This window comes from Stenotrophomonas sp. STEN083, from assembly GCF_056759195.1.
The window spans coordinates 107027-131186 of the sequence record NZ_JBRRCU010000003.1; the positions used below are offsets into that span (position 1 = coordinate 107027).

Below are 24160 nucleotides of genomic sequence, written 5' to 3' on the forward strand. Positions count from 1 at the left end.
CTTCACAGTGCCAACCGCGATGGTTCGCGGGATTGGTAGTTGCAAAGTGTGATCAACATCATAAAAGCAATGATGATCGCGCGCTGCTTTTGCCGGTTTACCCAATAGAACCAGCAGAAAAGCCGGCGCCGCCGGTGGGGATGTCATGACAGGGGGCTGTATGTGTGTTGCGAAAGGCGTGCCGCCAGGTTGGGTGGTGCGCGTTCAGTGCTGGACGAAGGCTGCTGCTCACGCGGCGGCGGCTGGGCTGCGCGCATGAGCCGGCGTTACCACTTCATTGCCGGCCTGCCACGCTCCGGCTCGACCCTGCTGGCCGGCATCCTGCGTCAGAACCCACGCTTCCACGCGGCCATGAGCAGCCCGGTCGCAGGCCTGATCAATGGCGCGCTGGAGCAGATGGGCGCGGGCGGCGAATCGGCGGGGTTCTTCGATGAGGCCAAGCGCAAGGCCATCTGCAACGCCATCCTTGACGCTTATTACGCCGATACCCCAGCGCAGCTGGTGTTCGACACCAACCGCCAGTGGACCGCACGCATGCACCAGCTGGCGGGTCTGGTGCCGGACTTCAAGCTCATCTGCTGCGTTCGCAACCCGGCCTGGGTGATGGACAGCTTCGAGGCCATCCACCGGCGCAATCCGTTCGACTACAGCCGCATGTACAACCCGGCCACGCGGCAAACGGTGTACAGCCGCTGCGAACAGTTGATCAGTACCGGTGGCGTGGTCGGTGGTGCCTGGACCGCGCTGAAGGAAGCCTATTACAGCGAGTTCTCCGAGCGCCTGCTGGTGGTGGACTACGAACTGCTGACCCGCCACCCGGCACGCACCATGCAACTGGTCTACCAGTTCCTGGGTGAAGCGGAATTCGCGCACGACTTCGACAACGTCGATTACGCCGAAGAAAGCTTCGACCAGCAGCTGGGTGTGAAAGGGCTGCACGACGTGCGCCGCAAAGTCGAGTTCAAGGCCCGGCGCAGCATCCTGCCGCCGGATCTTTTCAACAAATACCAGGACATGGATTTCTGGCAGGACCAGACGGGTACATCGGCCGGCATCATCGCCGCCCGTCGTTCCGAAACCCAGGCTCCGCTCATTACCAAGGCCACCCCATGAAGCACGCACTGCTCGGCGCACTGTCCACGCTGTTGCTCCCGTTCTCGGCGCACGCTGCCGCATCATCTGCTGGGGGCTATCTGATGCGCGGTGGCTATCAGCCACGCAGCTACATGCGGATGGGGCAGGGGGATGCTGTCGCAAGCCTGCCGCTTGGCAAGGCCAGCAGCCACAAGCAGCGGCCCGCTGTCGAGCAGTCCAGCGATACGCTGGACATCCAGCAGCATGCAGGCATCACCGAGCTGGTGGTGATCGACAGCTCGGTGCAGGACCGGGCCACCCTTTATGCGGGACTCAATCCCGGTGTCGGTGTGCTTGAGATCGATGCGGGTCGTCCGGGGCTGCCGCAACTGGTGCAGGCGCTGCGGGGATACCGGGACCTTGCCGCGATCCATGTGGTGTCGCATGCCAGCCCGGGTGCGTTGCAGCTGGGCAGCAGCCGCATCACTGCCGAATCCCTGCACGCAGAGTTGGGTACGATGCAGGCGTTGCGTGCTTCGGTGCGCGAAGGCGCGGACCTGCTGTTCTACGGCTGTGATCTGGCTGCCAATGCCGATGGCGGCGCACTGCTGGATATCGTGCGCAGTGGAACCGGGATGGATGTGGCTGCGTCCAGCAACCTCACTGGTGCCGTGGCGCTTGGAGGGGACTGGGAGCTGGAGGAACGCCGGGGCGGCATCGAGAGCGGATTGGCGTTCTCAGAAAAAGCCCTCAAAGATTTCTCGGGAGTGCTTGTGGCATCTTCCGGGACAAAGACCTTCCAGACAGGCTGGGTCGACAACAATGCAAACCTCACTTCGGCCGATTTCATCCTGACGGCAAAAGATGCCGGGGGGAGCCCGATCACCAATGTGAGTATCTACGCGTCCTCTCCTTTCGCTGCCTATCTGCAGACGGGCTACAACACCAGCACGACGGGGACCTATTTTCAGGTCGCAGCAGATGGCACCAATACTGGTTCGTTCGAGCTTACCGGGCTTGTGGCCGGTGAATATGGATCGGGGCAATTTACCAACCTGCATATCGTCGGCATAAAGCCGGATAACAGCACGGTTATATCTGGAACGATCAACGGGACCGGATCTGCGAACGAGACGTTTACATTCGGTGCGGGTCAGCTGGCGAACTTCTCGGGCGTCAAACTGAAAGCCTTCAAGCTTGTATTCGACACCAGCTCCAGTTCTGGGACCAAGCCATTCTTCGAGTTCCGGAACTTCACGGTTACCGGTGCGCTGGCGCCGTTACCGGCTGTTTCGGACTCGCGCATAAGCATCTCCGGTGCCAGCGGCAATGGCGGCGCTTACAAGATCGGTGACACCGTTACTGCGACTTGGAACAACACCGCAGGCGGTGACAACAACGCGGGAATCACCGGCGTCACCATGGACTTCAGCCAGTTCGGCGGTGGCTCGGCCGTGTCTGCGTCGAACAGTAGTGGCACCTGGACGGCCAGCTACACCATCTCCTCCGGGAGCATCGATACAACCAACCGCAACATCAGCGTCAGTGCGACCAGCGCAAACGGCACAACCGCCACCACCGCAGATACCACCAATGCAACCGTGGACAACATCGCGCCAACGGTGACCGACACGCGGATCAGCATCAGCGGCGCTACTGGAACCAGTGGAGCCTACAAGATCGGCGATACGGTGACCGCTACCTGGAACAATACCGCCGCCGGTGACAACAATACCGACCCCCTTTCCGGCGTCACCGTGAACTTCTCCCAGTTCGGCGGTGGTGCGGCAGTCGCAGCCACCAACAGCTCGGGCACCTGGACGGCAACCTATACGATCGTTTCTGGCAGCATCGATGCCACCAATCGCAATGTCAGTGTCACTGCCACCGACAATGCGGGCAATGCAACGGCAACGTCTGACACCACCAATGCCAGGGTGGACAACAACCCGCCGGCTGTCAGCAGCATCGCCGTTTCCGGCTCACCAGCGTCGACGGATACGTCGATGGCCTTCACCGTCAGCTTCGATGAGGCGGTGGTGAATGTCTCTACCGACGATTTCACCCTGGTGGGAGCGGGAGCCACTGGCACTATTGCCAGCGTCTCCGCATCCAGCGGCTCATCGGTCAACGTGAACATCGCCAGCATCTCTGGCAATGGAACCATCAAGTTGAATCTCAACGGTTCCACCAACATCGCCGATGATGCGGGCAACGCGATTCCGTCCTACAGCAGTGGCAGTACCCATACCGTTGCCATACCAACCGCGCCGGATGCACCTACCATCGGGACGGCGACGGCTGGTGAAGCGCAAGCCACGGTGACTTTCACCGCACCGGGCAATGGCGGTTCGGCAATCACGACCTATACCGCAACCGCCAGCCCAGGCGGCGCAACCGGTAGCTGTGCCGGTCCGACAGCCTGTGTCATCACCGTCGGCAGCCTGACCAACGGCACGGCCTATACCTTCAGCGTGACTGCAACGAACGCTGCTGGCACGGGCAGCGCCTCCGGCGCATCAAACAGCGTCACACCGAAGGCCAACCAGATCATCACCTTCGCCCAGCCGACCAACTACAACTTTGGTGCTACGCCTACGCTGACTGCCAGTTCTGCCTATGCACTGGGCGGGGCAACCAACTTCGCGATTGAGTTCACTTCGTCTACGACAGGCGTTTGCACCATCACCAGTGGCGGTGCGTTGACCTTCGCCTCCGCGGGCACCTGCACCATCGATGCAGACCAAGCAGGTAACTCGTCGACGAATGCTGCTTCTACCGTTACCCGTAGTTTCACGGTCAATGCGATCGTACCCGCTGCGCCGACCATCGGCACGGCAACTGCGGGCGACCAGCAGGCTACGGTGACCTTCACTGCACCGGCAAGCACCGGTGGCGCGGCCATCTCGCCCAATGGCTATACCGTCACCGCAAACCCCGGTGGGATTACCGAAGTTGGTTCATCCTCGCCGATCACCGTGACCGGGCTGACCAACGGTGTCTCCTATACTTTCACGGTGACCGCGACCAACTCGGCAGGTACCGGCAGCGCATCCGGGAGCAGCAACTTCGTCGTCCCAGCTTCGCCGCAGACCATCACCTTCGCCAACCCGGGCTCACAGAGCTTCGGCACGACGCCGGATCTGCGCGTCGTCAATGGCGGTGCCTCGGCGACGTCCGGTCTGGGGGTGACCTTCACCTCTTCCACGACAGGTGTATGCACCGTCACCACCGATGGTGTGCTGGCATTCCTCACCGCAGGCAGCTGCACCATCATGGCGGATCAGGCGGGCGACAGCGCGTTCCTGGCGGCGACGCAGATCAGCCATACCTTCACCGTCAACGCGATCGTGGCAGGTGCACCTACTTCGTCGGTGGCTACTGCTGGCGACACCCAGGTCAGCGTCAGTTTTGTCGCGCCCAGCAACACCGGTGGCACAAGCATTACCGGCTATACGGTCACGGTCAGCCCGGCCGATGTTGCCCCGGTAAATGGCGCGGCCTCACCGATCGTTGTGACTGGTTTGACCAATGGCCAGTCCTATACGTTTACCGTCACCGCCGACAACGTTGCGGGCACCGGCCCAGCGTCGAGTGCCTCCAATTCGGCCACGCCCAAGGCAGTCCAGACCATCACTTTCAACAGCCCGGGGGCACAGAACTTCGGCACTACGCCAACCTTGACGGCTACTTCGGACTCCGGCCTGTCGCCGACGTTCTCTTCCGGCACGCCCGGGGTATGCACCATCTCCTCTGGTGGCGCGCTGATCTTTGTGACTGCGGGTACCTGCACCATCAACGCGGATGAGCCTGGCAATGGCTCCTACCTGGCCGCAACCCAGATCATCCGGAACTTTGCCGTCAACGCTGTACTGGCAGGAGCACCGCAGAATGCGGTGGCCACTGCAGGTGATGGTGTGGCCAGTGTGGCCTTTGACGCCCCGGGCTTCACCGGTGGCGTGGACATCATCGACTTTACCGTTGCTGTCATTCCGGCAGATGTTGCACCTGTCAGTGCTACCAGCTCGCCGATTGCAGTGACCGGGCTGACCAACGGCCGATCCTATGAGTTCACCGTGTCGGCCAGTAACAGCGTTGGCATGGGTCTGGCGTCCACCCCATCCAACGCTGTGACACCTACCGCAGCCCAGACCATCACATTTGCCAACCCTGGGACGCAGAATTTCGGTACGACACCGACCTTGACCGCGACGGTGGATTCCGGTCTTGCGGCAACCTTCAGCACGGGCACCGCAAGTGTCTGCACCATCAGCAGCGGCGGCGCGCTGAACTTTGTGGCGGTGGGTACCTGCACCATCCACGCCGACCAGAACGGTGATGCCAGCCATGCTGCGGCCACGCGGGTGAGTCAGAGCTTCACTGTGCAGGCTGTCGTATCAGCGGCACCGGTTATCGGTGCCGCCACGCTCAGTGCACCGACTGTGGCCGACGTTGGCTTTACCGCTCCGGCGTTTGATGGTGGTGCAGCGATCACCCAGTACGAGGTGATGCCGTCGCCGAGCGTAGCCGGTGGTCCGTTTGTTGGTGCCGGCTCGCCGGTGACGGTCAGTGGTTTGGTTGCTGGCCAGCGCTATACGTTCACTGTGCTGGCACGGAACAGTGAAGGTGACAGCCAGGCATCGGCTGCCTCCAATGCGGTGCAGCCGATGACGGCGCAGAGCATCACGTTCAACAACCCGGGCATGCAGAACTTCGGTACGACGCCGACCCTGAGTGCCAGCGCCAGCTCTGGTTTGACGGTGAGCCTGTCGGTGGCCGGCACTGCTGCTTCCGTGTGCGACATCAACAACGGTGTGCTGAGCTTCGCAGCCGTTGGCACCTGTACGGTGCTTGCCGATCAGTCCGGTGATGCCAGCCACGATCCGGCTGCCCAGGTAAGCCAGAGCTTCGCGGTGCAGGCGGTAGCACCGGCAGCGCCGGTGATCGGCGCGGCGACGCTGAGCGGACCAACGGCGGCTGAAGTGAGCTTTACTGCTCCGGTGTTCGATGGCGGTGCGGCGATCACCCAGTACGAGGTGGTGCCTTCGCCGGCGGTGGCCGGTGGCCCGTTTATCGGCAGCGGTTCACCGCTGACCGTCAATGGCTTGGTTGCAGGCCAGAGTTACAGCTTTACCGTGCTGGCTCGCAACAGTGCCGGCACAAGCCAGGCATCAACCGCCTCTGGTGTGCTGCAGCCGATGACGGGACAGATCATCAGTTTCAACACGGCGGGCAGCTACGACTTCGGAACCACGCCAACGCTGAATGCCACTTCCAGCTCGGGTCTGCCGGTGAGTTTGACGGTGGATGCTGGCAGCATGGCCGTGTGTGCGATCAACAACGGTGCGCTGGGCTTTGCCTCTGCTGGTAGCTGCACCATCCACGCGGACCAGCCCGGTGATGCCAGTCATGATCCGGCTGCGCGCGTCAGCCAGAGCTTCACGGTACAGGCGGTGGTGCCGGCAGCGCCGGTAATCGGCGCCGCCACGTTGCGTTCGGCAACGGTAGCTGAAGTGGCCTTCGTTGCCCCGGCATTCACTGGCGGAGCGGTGATCAACCAGTACGAAGTGATCCCGACACCGGCGGTCGCTGGCGGCCCGTTCGTTGGCACTGGCTCGCCGATGACGGTCACTGGTCTGGTTGCAGGCCAGAGCTACAGTTTCACCGTGCTGGCGCGCAACAGTGTGGGTGACAGCATGGCGTCTGCTGCTTCCAATGCCGTGCAGCCGATGACGGCTCAGACCATCACCTTCAACAACCCTGGCATGCAAAGCTTCGGCACGACGCCGACCTTGAGTGCAAGTGCCAGCTCAGGTCTGGCGGTGAGTCTGTCGGTGGATGGCGCAACTGCGGCCGTGTGCGCCATCAACAACGGTGTGCTGAGCTTTGCGACCGTTGGCATCTGCACGGTGCTTGCCGATCAGGCCGGTGATGCCAGTCACGATCCGGCTGCCCAAGTCAGTCAAAGCTTCACGGTGCAGGCGGTAGTGCCGGCAGCGCCGGTGATCGGTACGGCTACGCTGAGTTCGGCAACAGAGGCCGAGGTGAGCTTTGTTGCCCCGGCGTTTGCTGGTGGTGCGGTGATCACCCAGTACGAAGTGATTCCGTCGCCAAGCGTGGCCGGTGGTCCGTTCGTTGGCACTGGCTCACCGTTGACGGTCAGTGGTTTGGTTGCAGGCCAGAGCTACAGCTTCAGCGTGCTGGCGCGCAACAGCGCGGGTAACGGTATTGCGTCTGCTGCTTCCAATACCGTGCAGCCGATGACCGTACAGACAATCACCTTCAACAACCCGGGTCAGCAGAATTTCGGAACGATGCCGACCTTGAGTGCCAGTGCCAGTTCGGGTCTGGCGGTGAGTCTGTCGGTGGATGGGGCGGCCGCTGCCGTATGCAGCATCCGAAATGGCGTGCTGAGCTTCGCGTCGGTGGGGACCTGTACGGTACTTGCCGACCAGGCCGGCGATGCCAGCCACGATCCGGCGGTACAGGTCAGCCAGAGCTTCAACGTGCTGGCGGTGGCGCCGGCAGCGCCGGTGATGGGTACCGCGACGATGACATCGGCAACCGCTGCCGGGATCAGTTTCACCGCACCTGGCTTCGACGGCGGTGCTGCAATCACGCACTATGAGGTGGTGCCCTCACCGGCGGTAGCGGGTGGTCCGTTCCTGGGCAGCAGTTCGCCCGTTGCGGTGGATGGTTTGACCGCAGGGCAGAGTTACAGCTTCATCGTGCTGGCACGTAACAGCGCCGGTGACAGCCCAGCTTCTGCCGCATCCAACGCACTGCAGCCGATGGTGGCGCAGACCATTTCCTTCAGTGTGGCGGGCAGCTACGACTTCGGCACGACGCCGACGCTCAGTGCCGCGTCCAGTTCGGGCCTGCCGGTGAGCCTGACGGTGGATGCTGGCAGCGCATCGGTGTGTGCCATCAACAATGATGTGCTCAGCTTTGCTTCGGTAGGTAGCTGCACCGTGCATGCCGACCAGGCGGGCGATGCCAGCCATGATCCGGCAGCACGGGTCAGCCAGGGCTTCGTGGTGCAGGCCGTAGTGCCCGCAGCACCGGTGATTGGCACTGCGACCATGCTGTCCGAAACCAGTGCCGAGATCAGCTTCACCGTACCGGCCTTCGACGGCGGCGCGGCGATCAGCGGCTATCAGGTGCAGCCACACCCGGCTACGGTAGGAGGGGCCACCTATGCGGGGACCGGTTCACCAATAAGCGTGACCGGGCTGACCAAGGGCGTGCACTATTCGTTCTCCGTGGTAGCCATCAACAGCGTCGGCATGGGCGCGCCTTCGGCCTTCTCGAACACCTTGTTCATGGTGCCGCTGCTTGAAGCCCATCCGGTCACGCAGAACGTTGCCTATGGCACCGCGGCGGAAATCACCCTTTCTGTCACCGGCACCTACCAGGCAGTGAGCGTCTTTGTTAACCCAGGCAATGGTTCGGTCAGCGTACGGGGTACCAGGCTGACCTATACGCCGACCCTGGGCTACGTCGGCCCGGACAGCTTCACCTACGAGGTGATGGACGGCTATTCGAGCGCAACGGCGACGGTCAATGTGATGGTTGGCCCGCCCAGCTTGTCGATGGACAGCGGTTTGGCGGACGCAGTCGCCAGCTCCGTTTACCAGCATCAGCTGGTCACCCGTGGTGGCATTGAGGGCTACAGCTATGTGGTGACCTCGGGCAGCCTGCCGGCTGGCGTGAAACTGTCCAATGAGGGGCTGCTCAGTGGCACGCCCACCCAGACCGGCAGCTTCACGTTCACTGTCAGCAGTACCGACAGCAGCTACGGTGCCGGGCCGTTCACGGTGGCACAGAGCTATACCTTGGTGGTCACCAATCCGGACCTGGAACTGGCTACTTCGGCGCTGATGGTTGCGTTTGGCGGGCAGCAGTATCGGACCCAGCTGCGCAGCCAGGGCGGTACCGTGCCCTACAGCTACAGCGTTGCTGGCGGTCAGCTGCCGGCAGGGCTGTCGTTGAGCGCGGACGGTGAAATCAGTGGCGTGCCGGAGGTGGCCGGAACATTCGCATTCACCGCGCAGGTGACCGACGCGAATGGCTTTGCCGACACAGCCAGCCTCAGCCTGAAGGTGGAAGCGGGGCTGCAGGTCATCCATGACATGGCAACCGATCCGGCCGAGCCGGTGTTCGCCGCCGGTGGAAGCTTCATCGTATCGGCACAGGGTGGGCAGTCTGGCAACCCGCTGGTATACGGCAGTGGTTCGCCGGCGATCTGCAGCGTGGCGGGCAATGTGGTGACCATGCTGGATGCAGGCACCTGCGTGCTGACGATCGATCAGGCCGGCAACGCGCAGTACCTGGCGGCACAGCAGGGCGTGCTGCACGTGAGCATCGCCGCTGCGGCTCCGTCGCTGACGTGGTTGGACGGTATCAACAAGGCTTATGGCGAGGCTGCCTTCGACCTGCCTGATCCCAGCAGCAACAGTGCCGGTGCCTTCAGCTTCAGCAGCAGTGATACCAGTGTGGCGACGATCTCTGGTCGTAGCGTGACGCTGGTGGGTGAGGGCAGTACTACCCTCACCGCCCACCAGGCAGCGCAGGGGGGCTACACCGCGGCCAGCGTGGAGCTGACCCTGACTGTCAATGCACGGCCAGACCCGACCGCTGACGCCAGCGTGCGCGGCAGCCTGCAGGCGCAGGTGGATGCCAGCGTGCGCTTCAGTCGCGTGCAGCTTGGCAACATCCAGTCGCGTCTGCAGCAGGTGCGTTCGGGCAGCAATCCGTCATCGGCAACGTTGACGCTGGCTTACGCTGGCGACCTGCTCGGGCAGGCCTTGTCGGTTCCGGTGCAGCTGCCGGTCAACCAGTTCACCGGCATGCCCAGTGGTTGGGGCGGCTGGATGTCGGGCACGGCCACGTTTGGCAACAGCGGCCAGCAACAGGGCGGTGGTTTCGATTTCAACACCGACGGGATCAGCCTGGGCGTGGACCGTAGTTACGGCGACAACGGTCTGCTGGGCATGGCCGCCAGCCTGGGCCGCAACCGCAGCCGCTTGGACAACTCACCCTCGCGGACGGACGCCGACCAGTACTCGCTGGCGATGTATGGCCTATGGCGTGCCGGTGAACACCTGTTTGTTGATGGTGTGCTGGCGCAGGGCCGCCTGGATTTCGACATCTCGCGCTGGAGCAGCGATGCCAACGCAATTGCGGTTGGTCAACGCGATGGCAGCCAGACTTTCGGGGCATTGACCTTCGGCTACCAGCAGCAGCACGGTGCCACCACGCTGTCCGGCTATGGCCGCTTCGATGGCAGTCACACCCGCCTGGACGCTTACCGCGAGCACGGCTTGCAAGCGTACGACCTGGCTTATGCGCGGCAGACCGTGCGCAACAGCGGGCTGGCGCTGGGCTTTGATGGCAGCTACAGCTGGCAGGGTGAACGTTTGCAGCTGCGGCCGTTCTGGAAGCTGGAGTACCGCCAGTCCCTGTCCAACAGCGGTGACGCCTGGATGAACTACGTGCAGCAGCCCAGCGCGGCTGGCTATCTGCTGAAGATGCAGAGCTATGCCGACAACATGGTCACCGCCGGATTGGGGTTGGACATGCAGACCCGTAACGGTTGGTTGATCTCCTTGTTGTTCGGTCGTGACCAGGGCAGCAACAGCGCCTCCAGCAACAGCGTTGGCCTGCGCATCACCTACGGCAAGGGTGGTGCCGGTGTTGGCAGCGCGGGCGCGATGGGTGAGGCCGGGCTCGATGATTGCCAGGGCCGGCGTTGCCGGCGGGGCGCAGGGGCACAGCAGATGCCCGGGGTGCCGGTCCGGCCCTGATCGCGCCCTGATACGATGACGACAACGCCCGGCCCAGTGCCGGGCGTTGTCGTTCCAGCCCCGGTAAGCTGGCCATCAAGTGATTGTTGGCTGAATGAATTGAACGCCCGGAGTACCCAAATCGCCCCTTGCCACGCACTGCATGGTCAAGGGGGCATCGTTTTCGTTGCCCCAGACATTGGGAGTGGGTGATGAGGTCGCGGAAAAGCCACCGTCGGCAAGGTCGGGGCGGGAGACGATGATGGAACCGGCTGGACAGGACCAGCCCGGGCGGGATTTTGCCGCCCGCGCGGTCCATGACTACAGCGCCGAGCTGCACCGCTACCTGCGCCGGCGGGTGGCCGAGGCGCAGGACCTGGGTGACCTGGTGCAGGAGGTCTACCTGCGCCTGCTGCGCGTGCAGAGCATCGAAACCGTGCGCAATCCGCTGGCCTATATCTATGGCATCGCCGCGCACGTGGCCAGTGAGTTCAACATGCGCCAGCGCCAGGGCCGGCTGTTGTACGACTCGACGGTGGTGGACGCGGTATCCGAGAACCCTGGGCAGGCAGCTTTCAGCGAAGGTGGTGGCTTCTTCGAGCGGCAGGTAGGCGATGCGCTGGCGCAGCTGCCTGCCAACCGGCTGGCGGTGCTGTTGCTGGAGCGACGCGAAGGCCTCAGCCATGCGCAGATCGCGCAGAAGCTGGGGCTGAGCGTGCATACGGTGAAGAAATACAGTGTCGAAGCGCTGGCGCATGTACGCGCGAGCTTGGAACGATGAACAGGATGTGGACCTTGCGACGAGCAGGGCGGGTGAAGCCATGAATATCTATCGCACATCGCCGCAACAGAGCCGGGAGCGCGCCGCACGCGAGGCGGCCGAGTGGCTGCATGTCATGGGCGCTGCGCCCAGCGATGCCGACCGCGCCGGCTTTGCCGCCTGGGTGGCGCGCTCGCCGTTGCACCTTGAAGAACTGCTGATGGCGCAACTGGTGCAGCGCGAGCTGGCTTCCAGCGCCGCGCTGCAGGCCTTCGATCTGGATGCGGTGCTGGCACAGGCGCAGGCCATGGACAACGTGGTGCCGCTGCATGCTGCGCCCAGTGCTGTGCCGGCAGCGCGGCCGAGGCCGCAGGAACGCAGACCTGCCGCACGTGCACGCCGTCGCCGGCTGGGCTGGGCGCTGGTGGCGGGCGTTGCCGGTTGCGCGCTGCTGGCCGGCAGCTGGACCCTGCTGCAACCGGAGGTGCCGGTCCACCAGTACGCCAGTGCGGTCGGTGAACAACGCAGCATCGCCCTGGCCGATGGTTCGATGGTCACCCTTGCGCCGGCTTCCTATATCGCCGTGCGTTTCAGCGCGGGCGTGCGTGACATCGAGTTGCGTGATGGCGAGGCCACCTTCGAAGTGGCGCACGACACAAGCCGCCCGTTCCGTGTGCATGCCGGTGACAACACGGTGCAGGCGGTGGGCACGCGCTTCACCGTCAATCGGCTGCCTTCTGGCACGTTGGTGGCGGTCAGCGAGGGCAAGGTGAAGGTGACCGCCAACAGCAATTGGCTTGAGTCGCTTTGGCGCGATGATGCACAGGCGCTGGAAGCAGGCAAGGCCAAGGTCGAATCGCTGGGCCGTCCGGCAGCATTGTCGGCCGGTGAGCAGGCGCGCATACCGCAGGGCCAGCAGGCCATGCTGCGGATGCCGCTGGAAGCACCGAGCGCGCCGGCAGATGGCAAGCGCCGCCTGAGCTTCCGCAACGACACCCTGGCCGACATCATCAGCGAGTTCAATCGCTACAACCCCCGGCCCATCGTGGTCAACGATCCGCTGATCCGCGAACAGCGCTACAGCGGTGTGTTCTATGCCGATGATGCTGATTCTTTCCTGCAGTTCCTGGAATGCTGCTCGCAGCTGCAGGTCAGCCGCCAAGCTGATCGCAGTGTGATCGGCAACCGCGGCAGTCGTCAGTAAGCAGCAATGCAGGTTGCCAGAAAAATATTTCTGCTCATGAGTACCCTTTTCCCGCACTTGGACACACGGATGTAACAAGAGGCTGGTTCCGCGCAAGGCGGCTCCGGTTGCTCGGTAACCATTCGATGTCTTTCGGGGGCGAATTATCCATGGGGTCCAGCACTATTCTTCATAAGCACGCGTTGGTGAAGGCAGTGGCGCTAGCGCTGCTGGTCGGCACCGGCAATGTGGCGGTGGCACAGTCAGCACCGGCAGCCGACACGGTTGCCGGTGCGGCGGTGTTCCAGTTTGATATTCCTGCACAGTCATTGGCATCGGCACTTGAACTGTTTGCCGAGCAGAGCGGCTTGCAGGTGGTCTATGCCGGCGGTGCTGGCAGTGGCGTACAGAGCGGCGCGGTCAACGGCCGCCTCGGTGCGGACGCAGCCTTGCAGCAGCTGCTTGCGCCCACCGGCTATACGCCTGCCTTCATCAATGCCAAAACCGTCGCCATCCGCCTGCGCAGCGACGCCGGCGATGTGGTTGAACAGGCGGGCGGCAATGCCGAAACGCTGGAGACGATCAATGTCACCGGTACCTATCTGAAGAACATCGATCCAGCCTCGCCGCTGATCGTGATTGATTCGCAGCTGATCGAAAGCCGTGGTTATGCCTCGATTGAAGACGTTTTGCGCAACCTGCCGCAGAACTTCTCCAATCGCACCAGCGCCTCGCGCGCACTTGGCGAGAAGGAGTTTGGCAGCTCGTACGGCGATGGCGTGTCCGGACTGGGCTCGTCCGGCGCCAATCTGCGTGGCCTGGGCAGTCGCTCCACGCTGATCCTGGTTGATGGCCGTCGCCGCAGCGGCTCGGCACAGGCGCAGGGTGCCTACACCGATATTTCCTCGATCCCGGTATCGCAGATCGAGCGCATTGAAGTGCTCAGCGATGGCGCCAGCGCCATCTATGGCTCCGATGCCGTGGCCGGCGTGATCAACATCGTGCTGAAGAAGTCCTACGACGGCACCACCGCACAGTTGCGCCATGAAAACTCCAGTACGGGCGCCGATGTATCGCGGCTGGATCTGGCCCGTACCTTTGGCTATGGCAGCGGTCACGTCACCGCTGCAGTCGGGCTTGAGCGCACGCTGCCTGCCGATGTCACCAGCCTGATCCATGTCGGCCCGAACGGCCGTGGTGACTTCAGCGATCGTGGTGGCGTCAACGGCCGCACCCGCAACAAGGGCCAGCCTGGTGTGGTCTACGAGTCCTTGGATCTCGGCATCGATTACCACTTCACGGGAGAAGCGCTCGGGGTGATTCCCGGCGGCCAGGATGGCACTGCGCTGGATCCGGACAGTCTGCTCGCCTATGACCCGGCCACTGCACCGTCGACCTATGAGCGCAGCCGCATCGGCCCCAAGGTCGATAACCGTTATGTCCGCATCAGCGGCCTGCATGATCTTGGCGAAACCACCCAGCTGAACTACGGCATCAGCCATGTGCGCCAGGTCAACAAGGAGAACTGGCGGCCGACGCTGTTTGACTTCAGCATCTTCGAGGACGAATACAACACCTACATTCCCGAGAGCAACAAGTACAACAACTTCGGCAGCGACGTACTGGTGGGCTACTCCTTCGAACGTGAGTTCGAAGGCATGAACCTGAGCGAAGACCAGAAGCAGACCAACAGCGATGCGCATGTCGGCATCAACGGCAAGCTGCCGTTTGCCAAGGGCTGGGATTACGAGGCGACTTACAGCATCGGCCGCGAGAAGGGAACCACCGCGGCCTTGATGGACCTGACTGGCTCGATGGGCGCCGCCGGCTATGCGCGCACGCTTGAAGTGCTCAATGGCTTGAACGTGTTTGGCGACGGCAGCAACGACGCCATCGTCGCGCGTAACCGCGAGTTGCTGCAGAGCCTGGTCGAGCGCCATGTCTATCGCTTCCAGTCGCGCGCCAATACCGTCGACCTGCTGACCCGTGGCGAGCTGTTCCAGCTGCCCGCAGGCAAGATCGAAGCGGCATTCGGCGCACAGCACCGAGAGCAGCGCTACAACTACGAGAGCAATCTCGGTGAACAGCTGCGCTCGGAGAGCACCGGCAAATCCGAAGCACTGTTTACTGAAATCGGCATCCCACTGTTGAAGGATCAGCCGCTGGCCAAGCTGCTCAGTCTGACTGTTGCCGCCCGCTACGAGCGCTTCGACCAGCGTGGCGACAGCGCACTGCGCGATTGGTCCGCTGGCCTGGGCGAGCTGGGTGGCTTCGATGTCGGGCAGCTGACCGGCGTCAACAACGACGGCGCTAGCGGCATCACCGGCAGCGATACCGTGGTGTCGCGCAGCTTCAGTCGCACCAGTCCGTTGGCACGGCTGGCGTGGAAGCCGATCGATCAGCTGCGCCTGCGCGCCACCTGGGGCGAGTCCTTCCTGGTGCCGCAGGCCCAGCAGCAGTTTGGCCAGCTGATCATGGATGACTACACCGCGCGCGTGCTGTTCAACGGCGGTCAGTTGCCGGATGGTGTCACCCAGATCGTCGCGCTCAGCGGCCCCAACGTGAACCTGAAACCTCAGGTGGCCAGCGTGGTGACTTACGGTTTCGATTGGTCACCGAGCTTCGCTACCGGTCTGCAGTTGTCAGCCACCTATAACCGCACCACCTTCGACAATTACATCGGCGATCCGCTGTCCGGGCTGACCTATTCGGAGATCTTCAAGGACATCAGCAAGATGCCCGAAGGGACCTTCACCCTGGGCGAGAACGGGGTGATGTTGTGGGACAACCGTGCGATCAACTTCCTCGGGCGGCGCTCGCGCAGCGTCGATACCACCGCCAGCTATTACTTCGGCAATGACTGGGGCGATTGGCGCATCGAGCTCAATGCCGTGCGCACCTTGGAGCTGACCTCTCGCTCGTTGGCGTCAATGCCGACGCTGAGTTATGCGGACAGTGAATTGGGGCCGAGCAAGTGGGCGGGCGACCTGTTCGTCGGCTGGGAAGGGAGTGCGTGGTTCGCGTCGCTGGGCAGCCATTACAGCGCCGCACATCGCGTGCTGTACCCGCTGTCGGCCACGGCCACCGATTACAACGATTTCACTCCCAATGAGAATCCGCGTACGCGTTCGGCGTCCTACACCACCTTCGATGCGCAGGTCGGCTATCGCAAGCATCAGCGTGACGGCTGGTTGGGTGGGGTGACCGCGCGCATGGGCGTGCAGAACATGTTCGATCGCGACTATCCATTCGTCGACAACCTGTCCGGCTTTGTCTCCAACCGCGTGAACATCCGCGGCCGCGTGCTCTACCTGGACATCAAGAAAGAGTTCTGACGCCGCGCGTTGCTCCGTAACAACGCGGTGCGCCGATCCCTCGTCGGCGGCGTGCCGCATCTATTGCAAGGAAAACCATGAAGTCCATCGCCAATACCCTGCGCGCCTGCCTGCTGGCCTGCGCGGTCGTTACTGCACTAGGCGTCACTGCCTGCAGCCCATCGCAAACCCCACCTGCCATTCCAGGCCAGGACGTCGCCGCCACGCCGGCAAGCAGCGGTGCGTACAGCATCCGCGGCACGCTGCAGGGGCTGGCCGATGGCACCGAGCTCAAACTGCTGGTGCCGTCAGCAGCGACCGACCCGCTGCATGTCGAGCCGATGGCCACGGCCACCGCGCAGGGCGGTGTGTTCGTGCTCAGCGGGCAGGTACAGCAGGCGGTGCCGGCGGTGCTGATGGTGGGCAACCAGGGCTCGGTGAAGCTGGTGCTGGAGCCGGGCGAGCTGCGCATCGAAAGCGGCGCGCTGGGTCCGGTGGCCAAGGGCGGCAGCCTGACCGAGCGGGTTTACGGCTATCTGCAAGATCCGGACTATGTGGCCGCTTACAAGGCCAATCGCGAAGCCAATCGCAAGGCCTTCGACGGCGTCGATGAGAACGACGAAGCGGCGATGAAGGCCGCGCGTGAATCGGTGGCTGCGCCGTTTGCTGCCTTGACCAAGGTCAGGAACGACTACGACGCGGTCATTCTCGACGGTGCCGAGCCAGCCCTGCTCAAGCTGTTGGTGTTGAGTGAGAACTACGACTGGAAGCGCTACGACATGGCCCGCCGCGCGCAGCTGCTGGCCAGTTACAAGCAGGAGCTCGGCGCGCATCCCTTGATCGTGCAGATGGAGCAGGCCGCCGCCGACTACGCCAAGACCCAGCAGCTGGCCGAGAAGTTCGGCCCGGGCAAACCTTATGCCGACATCGAAGCCGTCGGCGTGGACGGCAAGGTGGTCAAGCTGTCCGAGGTGCTGGCACGCAACAAGCTGGTCCTTCTCGATTTCTGGGCCTCTTGGTGCGGGCCGTGCCGGGGCGAGTTCCCGCATCTGCTGAAGGTGTACCGCGAGTTCCACGCACACGGCTTCGAGATTTATGCCGTGTCACTGGATGAAGACAAGGCGGACTGGACCAAGGCCATGCAGGAAGAGGGTGGCAGCAATGATCTGCCCTGGATCAACCTGCAGGCGCCGGGCTTCGAGGACAAGGCCGCGCAGACCTATGGCGTGGTGCAGTTGCCGCAGAACTACCTGATCGCCGGTGACGGCACCATCGTCGGTGTCGGCATGCGCGAGTGGGATGTCGAGCGCGCAGTGCGCGCGCAGATCAAGAAGGTTGAAGATGCGCCTGCACGTTGATGTCATCCGCCGCGTCGCGCTGAGCGCATTGCTGCTGCTCGGCGTGCTGCTGCCTGGCACCGTGCTGGCGCAGGTGCAGGCCGAGCTGGTAACCGCGCAGCGCTCGGTGCAGCCTGGGCAGCCGCTGCAACTGGCCCTGCGCATGCAGCACGATCTGCATTGGCACAGTTTCTGGAAGAACGCCGGCACCGGCCTGCCGACCAGGCTGATGTGGGAGCTGCCGCCGGGCTGGACGGCCGAGGCGATCCAGTGGCCGACGCCGATCCTTGTGCGCGACCGCGAAGGCAACATCACCGGCCACGGTTACGAAGGCCTGTCGTATCTGCCGGTGCGGCTGATCGCCCCGGCTGACCTGAAGCCGGGTAGCGCGGTCGAGCTGAAGGCGCAGGCACGCTGGCTGATGTGCGAGACGGTGTGCATCCCGGGCAAGGCGGCAGTGAGCGTGAACGTGCCGGTCAGTGCCGATCCGCCACAGCCCGATGCCGATGTGCAGGCGGCGTTGGCGGCGTTGCCGATGCCAGGTTCCAGCGAAGGTTGGCAGCTGGCGGCAACCCGTGAACAGGGTGATCTGACCCTGCGCGTGGCTGCACCGGCCGATATCGCGGAGCTGCACTTTTTCCCGGCCGACGAGTTCGTCTCCTACAAGGTGCCGCAGACCATCGGCAATCGCGGTGCGCGCGCCTTGCTGAAGCTGCCGCTGGATCCCGCCGAGAGCATGCCGGCCGGTGCAGCGCTGCGCGGTGTGCTGGCTTATACCGATGCACAGGGCGTCTACCGTGGTGTCAGCATCGAGTTGCCGTTCGTGGCCGAGGCCGAAGCTACTGCGCTGGTCAGCACGGCCGACCTTGGGGCGGCACCGGCTTCGGGCGCAGGCAATGATGGCGCGCAGTTGTCGCTGTTGGTATTGCTGTTTGCGGTGCTCGGCGGGCTGATCCTCAACCTGATGCCCTGCGTATTCCCGGTGCTGGGGTTGAAGGTGGTTGGTTTCATCGAGCAGGCCGGCAATGACAGGCGCAAGGTCAGCCTGCATGCACTGTCATTCACTGCCGGTGTGCTGGTGTCGTTCTGGGCGTTGGCGGGCATGCTGGCGGTGCTGCGCGAAAGCGGGCAACAACTGGGCTGGGGCTTCCAGCTGCAGTCGGCACCGTTCGTGTTCGTGCTGGCGCTGGTGATGCTGGCCTTCGCGATGAACCTCAGTGGCGTGTTCGAGGTTGGCATGCGTGCCACCAGCGTCGGCTCCGGCCTGCAGTCGCGCAGCGGCGTGGCCGGCAGTTTCTTCAGCGGCATGCTCGCCACCGTGGTGGCAACGCCATGCAGTGCACCGTTCCTGGCACCGGCATTGGGCGCAGCGTTGGCCCTGCCAACCGCACAATCGTTCGTGGTTTTCACTGCCATCGCGTTGGGGCTGGCGCTGCCGTACCTGCTGCTGTCGGCATTCCCGTCGCTGGTCAAACTGTTGCCGCGCCCGGGCGCGTGGATGGAAACCTTCAAGCAGCTGATGGCCTTCCCGCTGTATGCCACCGTCGGCTACCTGCTGTGGGTTCTGGCCGGGCAGTTGCACGAAGCGGCCCTGCTCAATGCCTTGCTGGCGCTGTCACTGTTGGGCTTCGGTCTGTGGCTGTATGGCCGCGGCACCCGTCCCGGTGCCCGCGGTGGCCGCGCAAAGCTCAGTGTGGCGGCTGGTGTGCTGGTGTTGGTCGCGGCGGTGCTGTTTGGCTGGCCGCGTGCAGCGGCACCTGAGGCGCTGCAATGGGAAGCCTGGAGCACCGAGCGCGTGCAGCAGCTGCAGGCCGAGGGCCGCCCGATCTATGTCGACTTCACCGCGCGTTGGTGCGCTACCTGCCAGGTCAACAAGAAGGTGGTGTTCGCCGCGGCACGGGTGAACGACTACTTCCGCGACAACGAGGTGGTCGCATTGAAGGCTGACTGGACCAATGCCGATCCGCTGATCACCGCCGAGCTGGAACGTTGGAACCGCAGCGCGGTGCCCTTCAACCTGGCCTATCCGGCCGGTGGCGGCCCGCCGCGCGAACTGCCCGAGGTACTCACGCCGGAGATCGTGCTCTCCGCGCTGGACAACGCTACCCCACCAGGACGGGATTGAATTCCCGTCCCGACTTTCCCCGCGCCCCCGGGCGCATCTAGAGAGAACGCAACGCATGATTTCGCAACGCCTGTTGTGCGCCGGCCTTGCGCTGGGCTTGATGGCAGCTGCTGCTGCCTCGGCCGAGCCGGTCAAGGTCAATGGCTTCACCTACGTCAAATCCGCTGATGGCATCGACGAGTACCGGCTCGACGCCAACGGTTTGAGCGTCCTGCTGCTGCCCAACCACGCCGCACCGGTGGTGACCTTCCAGATGACCTACCGGGTCGGTTCACGCAACGAGGTGACCGGCACCACCGGCGGGACCCACCTGCTCGAGCACCTGATGTTCATGGGCAGCACCAACTTCGACGGCGAGAACAACGTCGACACCTACCTGGACCGCGTCGGTGCCGGCTTCAACGCCACCACCTCGCTGGACCGAACCAACTACTACGCCACGCTGCCGCCGGCTGCGCTGGACGGTTACATCGCCATCGAAGCGGACCGCATGCGCGGCCTGCTGCTGCGCGAGAAAGACCGCCAGAGCGAAATGACCGTGGTGCGCAACGAGTACGAGCGCAACGAGAACAATCCCAACGGCGCCTTGATGAAGCTGATGTGGGCGACCGCCTTCAGCGCCCATCCGTACCACCACCCGGTGATTGGCTGGCGCAGCGACATCGAGAAGGTGTCCATCGAGAAGCTGCGTGAGTTCTACGACACCTTCTACTGGCCGAACAACGCCACCGTCACCGTGGTCGGCGATATCGACAGCGCCAAGGTACTGGCCAGCATCGGCGACAAGTTCGGCAAGGTGCCGCGCTCGCCGCATGCCATTCCCGAGGTCTACACCACCGAGCCGGAGCAGCAGGGCGAGCGTCGGGTGACGCTGCGTCGCGGCGGCGAAACCGGCACGGTGATGATGGCGTACAAGGCCCCGGCCGGCCTGGACAAGGACATTCCGGCATTGAACGTGCTGGAGCTGGTGTTGCAGGGTGGCCGCAGCGCCCGCCTGCAGCGTGCGTTGGTGGACACCAGCAAGGCGGTGGCGGTATCGGGCGGCATGTACCAGCAGCGCGATCCCAGCCTGTTCATGCTGAGCGTGGCGCTGGCCCCGGACAGCAAGCACGAAGAGATCGAAACGATCGTCCGCGACGAGATCGCCAAGGTGGCCCGCGACGGCGTCAGCGTCGAGGAGATCAAGCGCGTGCTCGGCCCGTACCGCGCCGAGGAAGCCTATCGCCGCGATGGCACCGACCAGGCCGCCGATGCGCTCAACGAATTCATCGCGATGGGCGATTGGACCCTGTATTCCAGCGCCTTGAAGGATCTTGAGAAGGTCACCCCGGCCGACGTGCAGCGCGTCGCCGGCACGTATTTCACCGCAGAGCAGAGCACGGTTGGCTGGTTCGTGCCGGAGAGCAGCAAGTGAACAACGCAAAACGCATTCGACTGATTCCGCTGGCACTGGCTGCACTGTCCAGCCTTGCCGCATTCGCCGCACAGGCCGGCGTTGCCGACACCGCCGTGCACGCCAAGGCCGCCGGCATCGACCTGATCGTCTACCCGATGGGGGTCAAGGACGTGGTCACCTTCACCGGCTCGATGCCGCTGGGTGATGCCTTCCTCACCGCCAAGGCCGACAACCCGGCGGTGCCGACGCTGACAGCCATGCTGCTGGAAGCCGGTACCACTCGCCGCGACAAGTTCGCCATTTCCGATACCCTCGATGGCATCGGTGCGCAGCTGTCCTTCAGCCCCAGCGCCGCGCGCATCGGCATCTACGGCAAGAGCCTGAAGCAGGACCTGCCGACCGTGCTCGACCTGCTCGCCGAGCAGTTACGTCAGCCGGCCTTCACCGCCGAAGAGTTGGCCAAGGCCAAGGTGCAGCTGGAAGCGGCACTGCGCCAGGCCAGTGACAACCCCGGCGCGATGGCCCGTGAAACACTGATGCTGAGCATCTTCCCGGCAGCCAGCATCAACGCACCGGCACCGCGCGAAGCCATGCTCAAGGCCGTGCCGCAGGTAACGCTGGAGCAGATCAAGGCTTTCCACGCCAAGTACTACGGCCCGGCGCACATGACCCTGGTATTTGCCGGTGACGTTGACGCAAAGGCGATTGAAACCGCGGTGGCACACGGCTTCAACGGCTGGAGCGGCGGCGTGGATTATCTGCGTGATGCACCAGCACGGCTGCCGGCCAAGGCCGCCGAGCACAACATCGCGATGAAGGACAAGGCCAGCGTCAGCGTGTTCCTGGGCCAGTCGACCGGCCTGCGCTACACCGATGCTGACTACCTGCCGATGACGGTGGGCGTGGATGTGTTGGGTTCGGGCTTCACCGGCCGGCTGATGGCGGCGGTGCGCGCCAAGGAAGGCCTGACCTACGGCATTGGCGGCAACCTGCTGGGCAGCGATTACATGGACGGCGGCCTGGGTATCAGCACGACCTTCGCACCGGAGCTGATGGACAAGGGCATTGCCAGCACCCGCCGCGAACTGCAGCGCTGGTGGAAGGATGGCATCACTGCCGCAGAGCTGGATGCACGCAAGCAGGCGATGGTCGGCAGCTACCAGGTCGGCCTGGGCAATACCGACGGCATGTCGGCGGCGATCATCGGTGCGGTTGAGCGCGGTGTGGGCCTGGCCTGGCTGGACAACTACCCGCAGGCAATCCAGTCGGTGACGCTGGAGCAGGTCAACGGTGCGATCCGCAAATATGTGGACCCGCAGAAGATGGTGCTGGTCAAGGCCGGCACCTTCAGCAAGTAAGTCGATCTCTGCCAAGTGGTTCGACACCAACAAACGCCGGCTTACGCCGGCGTTTGTTGTTCAGGGCGCCGCGACCTTCGCTGGCTGCCGTGTGGCGCAATGGCATGCGCTGCCGATCGGTCAAGCCTTGGCGTTGATAGCCCCGGGCACCCAGGCTTGGCCTATTGATCAGGCGGGAAGGCTCGACCAGACGATCAATGCTGCGGGCACAGGCAGGTCTTGCCGATTTCTTGCACCCTGCCGCGTTGCGTAAGCGGGGCATTCGCCGTTGCTAATATGCGGCTACCATTGTCGCTGGTGGCGACAGCCTGATAAATGGCAACGCGCGAGGGTAATGGACAGGAACGTCTACGAGCGAACGCGAATTTACCTGCGTGCCCGGCAGCAGCATCCTGCTTGGCAGTTGTTGGCTTGGCGCCGCGCGCCATTGGTATTGGCCTGTTTGAGGGAGTTGTTGGAGCGCAGTCAGGACGGCGTGGAGCATGAGCAGGCGCAGCAGCTGCTGGCTGAGTTGCTAGCCGAATATGCTGGTTTTGACGAATTCGAGATCAGCGGCGATCCTCAGGTGCTCGCCCGTAAAGAGCTGCGCGCCTGGATACGCAGAGGCTTGGTGATCGAACGCGAAGGGCGGCTTTATGCCACCGACGCGCTGGAGACCGCGCAGCGCTTTGTTGAGTCGTTGGATGGGCGGATCATGACCTCGACCGCCTCGCGGCTGGCGTTGGTACAACGCGAAATCGAGCGTCTGGAATCACGGTTGAATCCGGATCCAGAGAGCCGGGCCGCACAGCTGCGCCGACAGATATCCGAGTTGCAGCTGCAGTTGCAGGAGGCTGAAGCCGGACATGTCGAGGTGGCGGATGCGCGCGAGGCAAATGAAGGAATACGCGAGCTCTATGCGCTGGCCAACAGCCTGCGTGCGGACTTCCGTCGAGTCGAAGATTCCTGGCGGGAGGCTGATCTTGGTCTACGCCACGCGATGGTGAATGAGGGGCACCATCGGGGCGCCATCGTAGATACTTTGCTAGACGGCCACGATCAACTGTTGCAGACGCCGGAGGGGCAGGTGTTCACCGCCTTCCACCAGCAGCTCCAGCAGGAAGTGGAGCTGGAGGCGATGAAACGGCGCCTGCGTATCATCCTGCGGCATTCACAGGCGCGCGAGGCGTTGAATCCGGTGCAGCAGACAGACCTGCGCTGGCTGGTGATGCGTCTGGTCAAAGAGTCGGCCTCGGTCATCCGCACTCGCTCGCGCAGTGAAAGGGACGTGCGCAGCTTCCTGCGTACAGGTCTGGCCGCCGAGCATCATCGGGTTGGGCAGCTGCTCAATGAGGTTTTCCGCCATGCCCAGCAACTGGACTGGAGTCAGGCTGCGTTGCGTCGGCAGCCATCGTGTCTACCGCCCTTGGCAATTGCTTGTGCCGGGCTGCCATTGGTGGAACGGCTGCGTTTCAAGTCGCTGGACCAGCAGTTGATGCGTGAGCTGGACCTGCAGCGCAGGACTGGTGATATCGAACAGATTGATGATGACTTCTGGACATCGTTGGACAGCCTTGATCGCGACGCGCTGGTGCGCGACAGCATTGAAGCCATACGCAGCAGCGCAACTCCAGTCAGCCTCGCGCAGCTGGCCCAACGCTTTCCGCCCAGCCATGATCTTGAATCGATCGCGGTCTGGTTGGGCATGGCGCGTGAGGTTGGATGCGAGGTAGGTGAGGTGCAGGAAAGCCTGGAGATGACCACCCGCGATGATCGCCGCCTGCGCTTCCACGTACCGCTGATTACCTTGCACCCGGCAGCCTTTGAAAACTTCACTTGGGAACCTTGA

The 24160-nt window shown here is 63.5% G+C and carries 10 protein-coding genes; all 10 read left to right on the plus strand.

What is annotated here, in order from left to right:
- Positions 1-255 precede the first annotated feature (255 nt).
- The 10 genes from ACVOK8_RS01965 (at position 256) to ACVOK8_RS02010 (ending at position 24160) form a co-directional block, all read left to right on the plus strand.
- Positions 256-1113 (plus strand): sulfotransferase family protein, encoded by an 858-nt coding sequence (locus tag ACVOK8_RS01965; protein ID WP_481565329.1) that lies wholly within the window; start codon positions 256-258, stop codon positions 1111-1113.
- Positions 1110-10880 carry a fibronectin type III domain-containing protein gene (locus tag ACVOK8_RS01970; RefSeq protein ID WP_481565330.1) on the plus strand — a complete coding sequence of 3257 codons (9771 nt, stop codon included), beginning with the start codon at positions 1110-1112 and terminating at the stop codon, positions 10878-10880. The genes ACVOK8_RS01965 and ACVOK8_RS01970 overlap by 4 nt, the downstream gene beginning before the upstream one ends.
- A gap of 241 nt (positions 10881-11121) precedes the next feature.
- Entirely contained in the window at positions 11122-11640 is a 519-nt protein-coding gene (locus ACVOK8_RS01975) for an RNA polymerase sigma factor (protein WP_481508188.1), read from the plus strand.
- Between the two features lie 40 nt (positions 11641-11680).
- Positions 11681-12823, plus strand: coding sequence for a FecR family protein (locus ACVOK8_RS01980; RefSeq protein ID WP_481565331.1), 1143 nt, complete (start codon positions 11681-11683; stop codon positions 12821-12823).
- Between the two features lie 194 nt (positions 12824-13017).
- Positions 13018-16137, plus strand: coding sequence for a TonB-dependent receptor (locus ACVOK8_RS01985; RefSeq protein WP_481565332.1), 3120 nt, complete (start codon positions 13018-13020; stop codon positions 16135-16137).
- Positions 16138-16214: 77 nt separating this feature from the next.
- Complete coding sequence (locus ACVOK8_RS01990) at positions 16215-17474, plus strand: redoxin domain-containing protein (RefSeq protein WP_481565333.1); 1260 nt, start codon at positions 16215-16217, stop codon at positions 17472-17474.
- The gene (locus ACVOK8_RS01995; protein ID WP_481565334.1) at positions 17458-19578 is read left to right on the plus strand and encodes a protein-disulfide reductase DsbD family protein; all 2121 of its coding nucleotides are present in this window, start codon (positions 17458-17460) and stop codon (positions 19576-19578) included. The genes ACVOK8_RS01990 and ACVOK8_RS01995 overlap by 17 nt, the downstream gene beginning before the upstream one ends.
- A 55-nt stretch (positions 19579-19633) precedes the next feature.
- Positions 19634-20992, plus strand: coding sequence for a M16 family metallopeptidase (locus ACVOK8_RS02000; protein ID WP_481565335.1), 1359 nt, complete (start codon positions 19634-19636; stop codon positions 20990-20992).
- Complete coding sequence (locus tag ACVOK8_RS02005) at positions 20989-22332, plus strand: M16 family metallopeptidase (RefSeq protein WP_481565336.1); 1344 nt, start codon at positions 20989-20991, stop codon at positions 22330-22332. Before ACVOK8_RS02000 ends, ACVOK8_RS02005 begins: the two co-directional genes overlap by 4 nt.
- Positions 22333-22666: 334 nt before the next feature.
- A complete protein-coding gene (locus ACVOK8_RS02010; RefSeq protein ID WP_481565337.1) occupies positions 22667-24160 on the plus strand; it encodes a DUF3375 domain-containing protein in 1494 nt (497 codons plus the stop codon).

Excerpts from the sequence above, each read along its gene's own strand:
- ACVOK8_RS01980 (WP_481565331.1), top strand. The coding sequence starts at position 11,681 with ATGAATATCTATCGCACATCGCCGCAACAGAGCCGGGAGCGCGCCGCA.
- ACVOK8_RS01970 (WP_481565330.1), top strand. The coding sequence starts at position 1,110 with ATGAAGCACGCACTGCTCGGCGCACTGTCCACGCTGTTGCTCCCGTTC.
- ACVOK8_RS01975 (WP_481508188.1), top strand. The coding sequence starts at position 11,122 with ATGGAACCGGCTGGACAGGACCAGCCCGGGCGGGATTTTGCCGCCCGC.
- ACVOK8_RS01965 (WP_481565329.1), top strand. The coding sequence starts at position 256 with ATGAGCCGGCGTTACCACTTCATTGCCGGCCTGCCACGCTCCGGCTCG.
- ACVOK8_RS02000 (WP_481565335.1), top strand. The coding sequence starts at position 19,634 with ATGATTTCGCAACGCCTGTTGTGCGCCGGCCTTGCGCTGGGCTTGATG.
- ACVOK8_RS01995 (WP_481565334.1), top strand. The coding sequence starts at position 17,458 with ATGCGCCTGCACGTTGATGTCATCCGCCGCGTCGCGCTGAGCGCATTG.
- ACVOK8_RS02010 (WP_481565337.1), top strand. The coding sequence starts at position 22,667 with ATGGACAGGAACGTCTACGAGCGAACGCGAATTTACCTGCGTGCCCGG.
- ACVOK8_RS01990 (WP_481565333.1), top strand. The coding sequence starts at position 16,215 with ATGAAGTCCATCGCCAATACCCTGCGCGCCTGCCTGCTGGCCTGCGCG.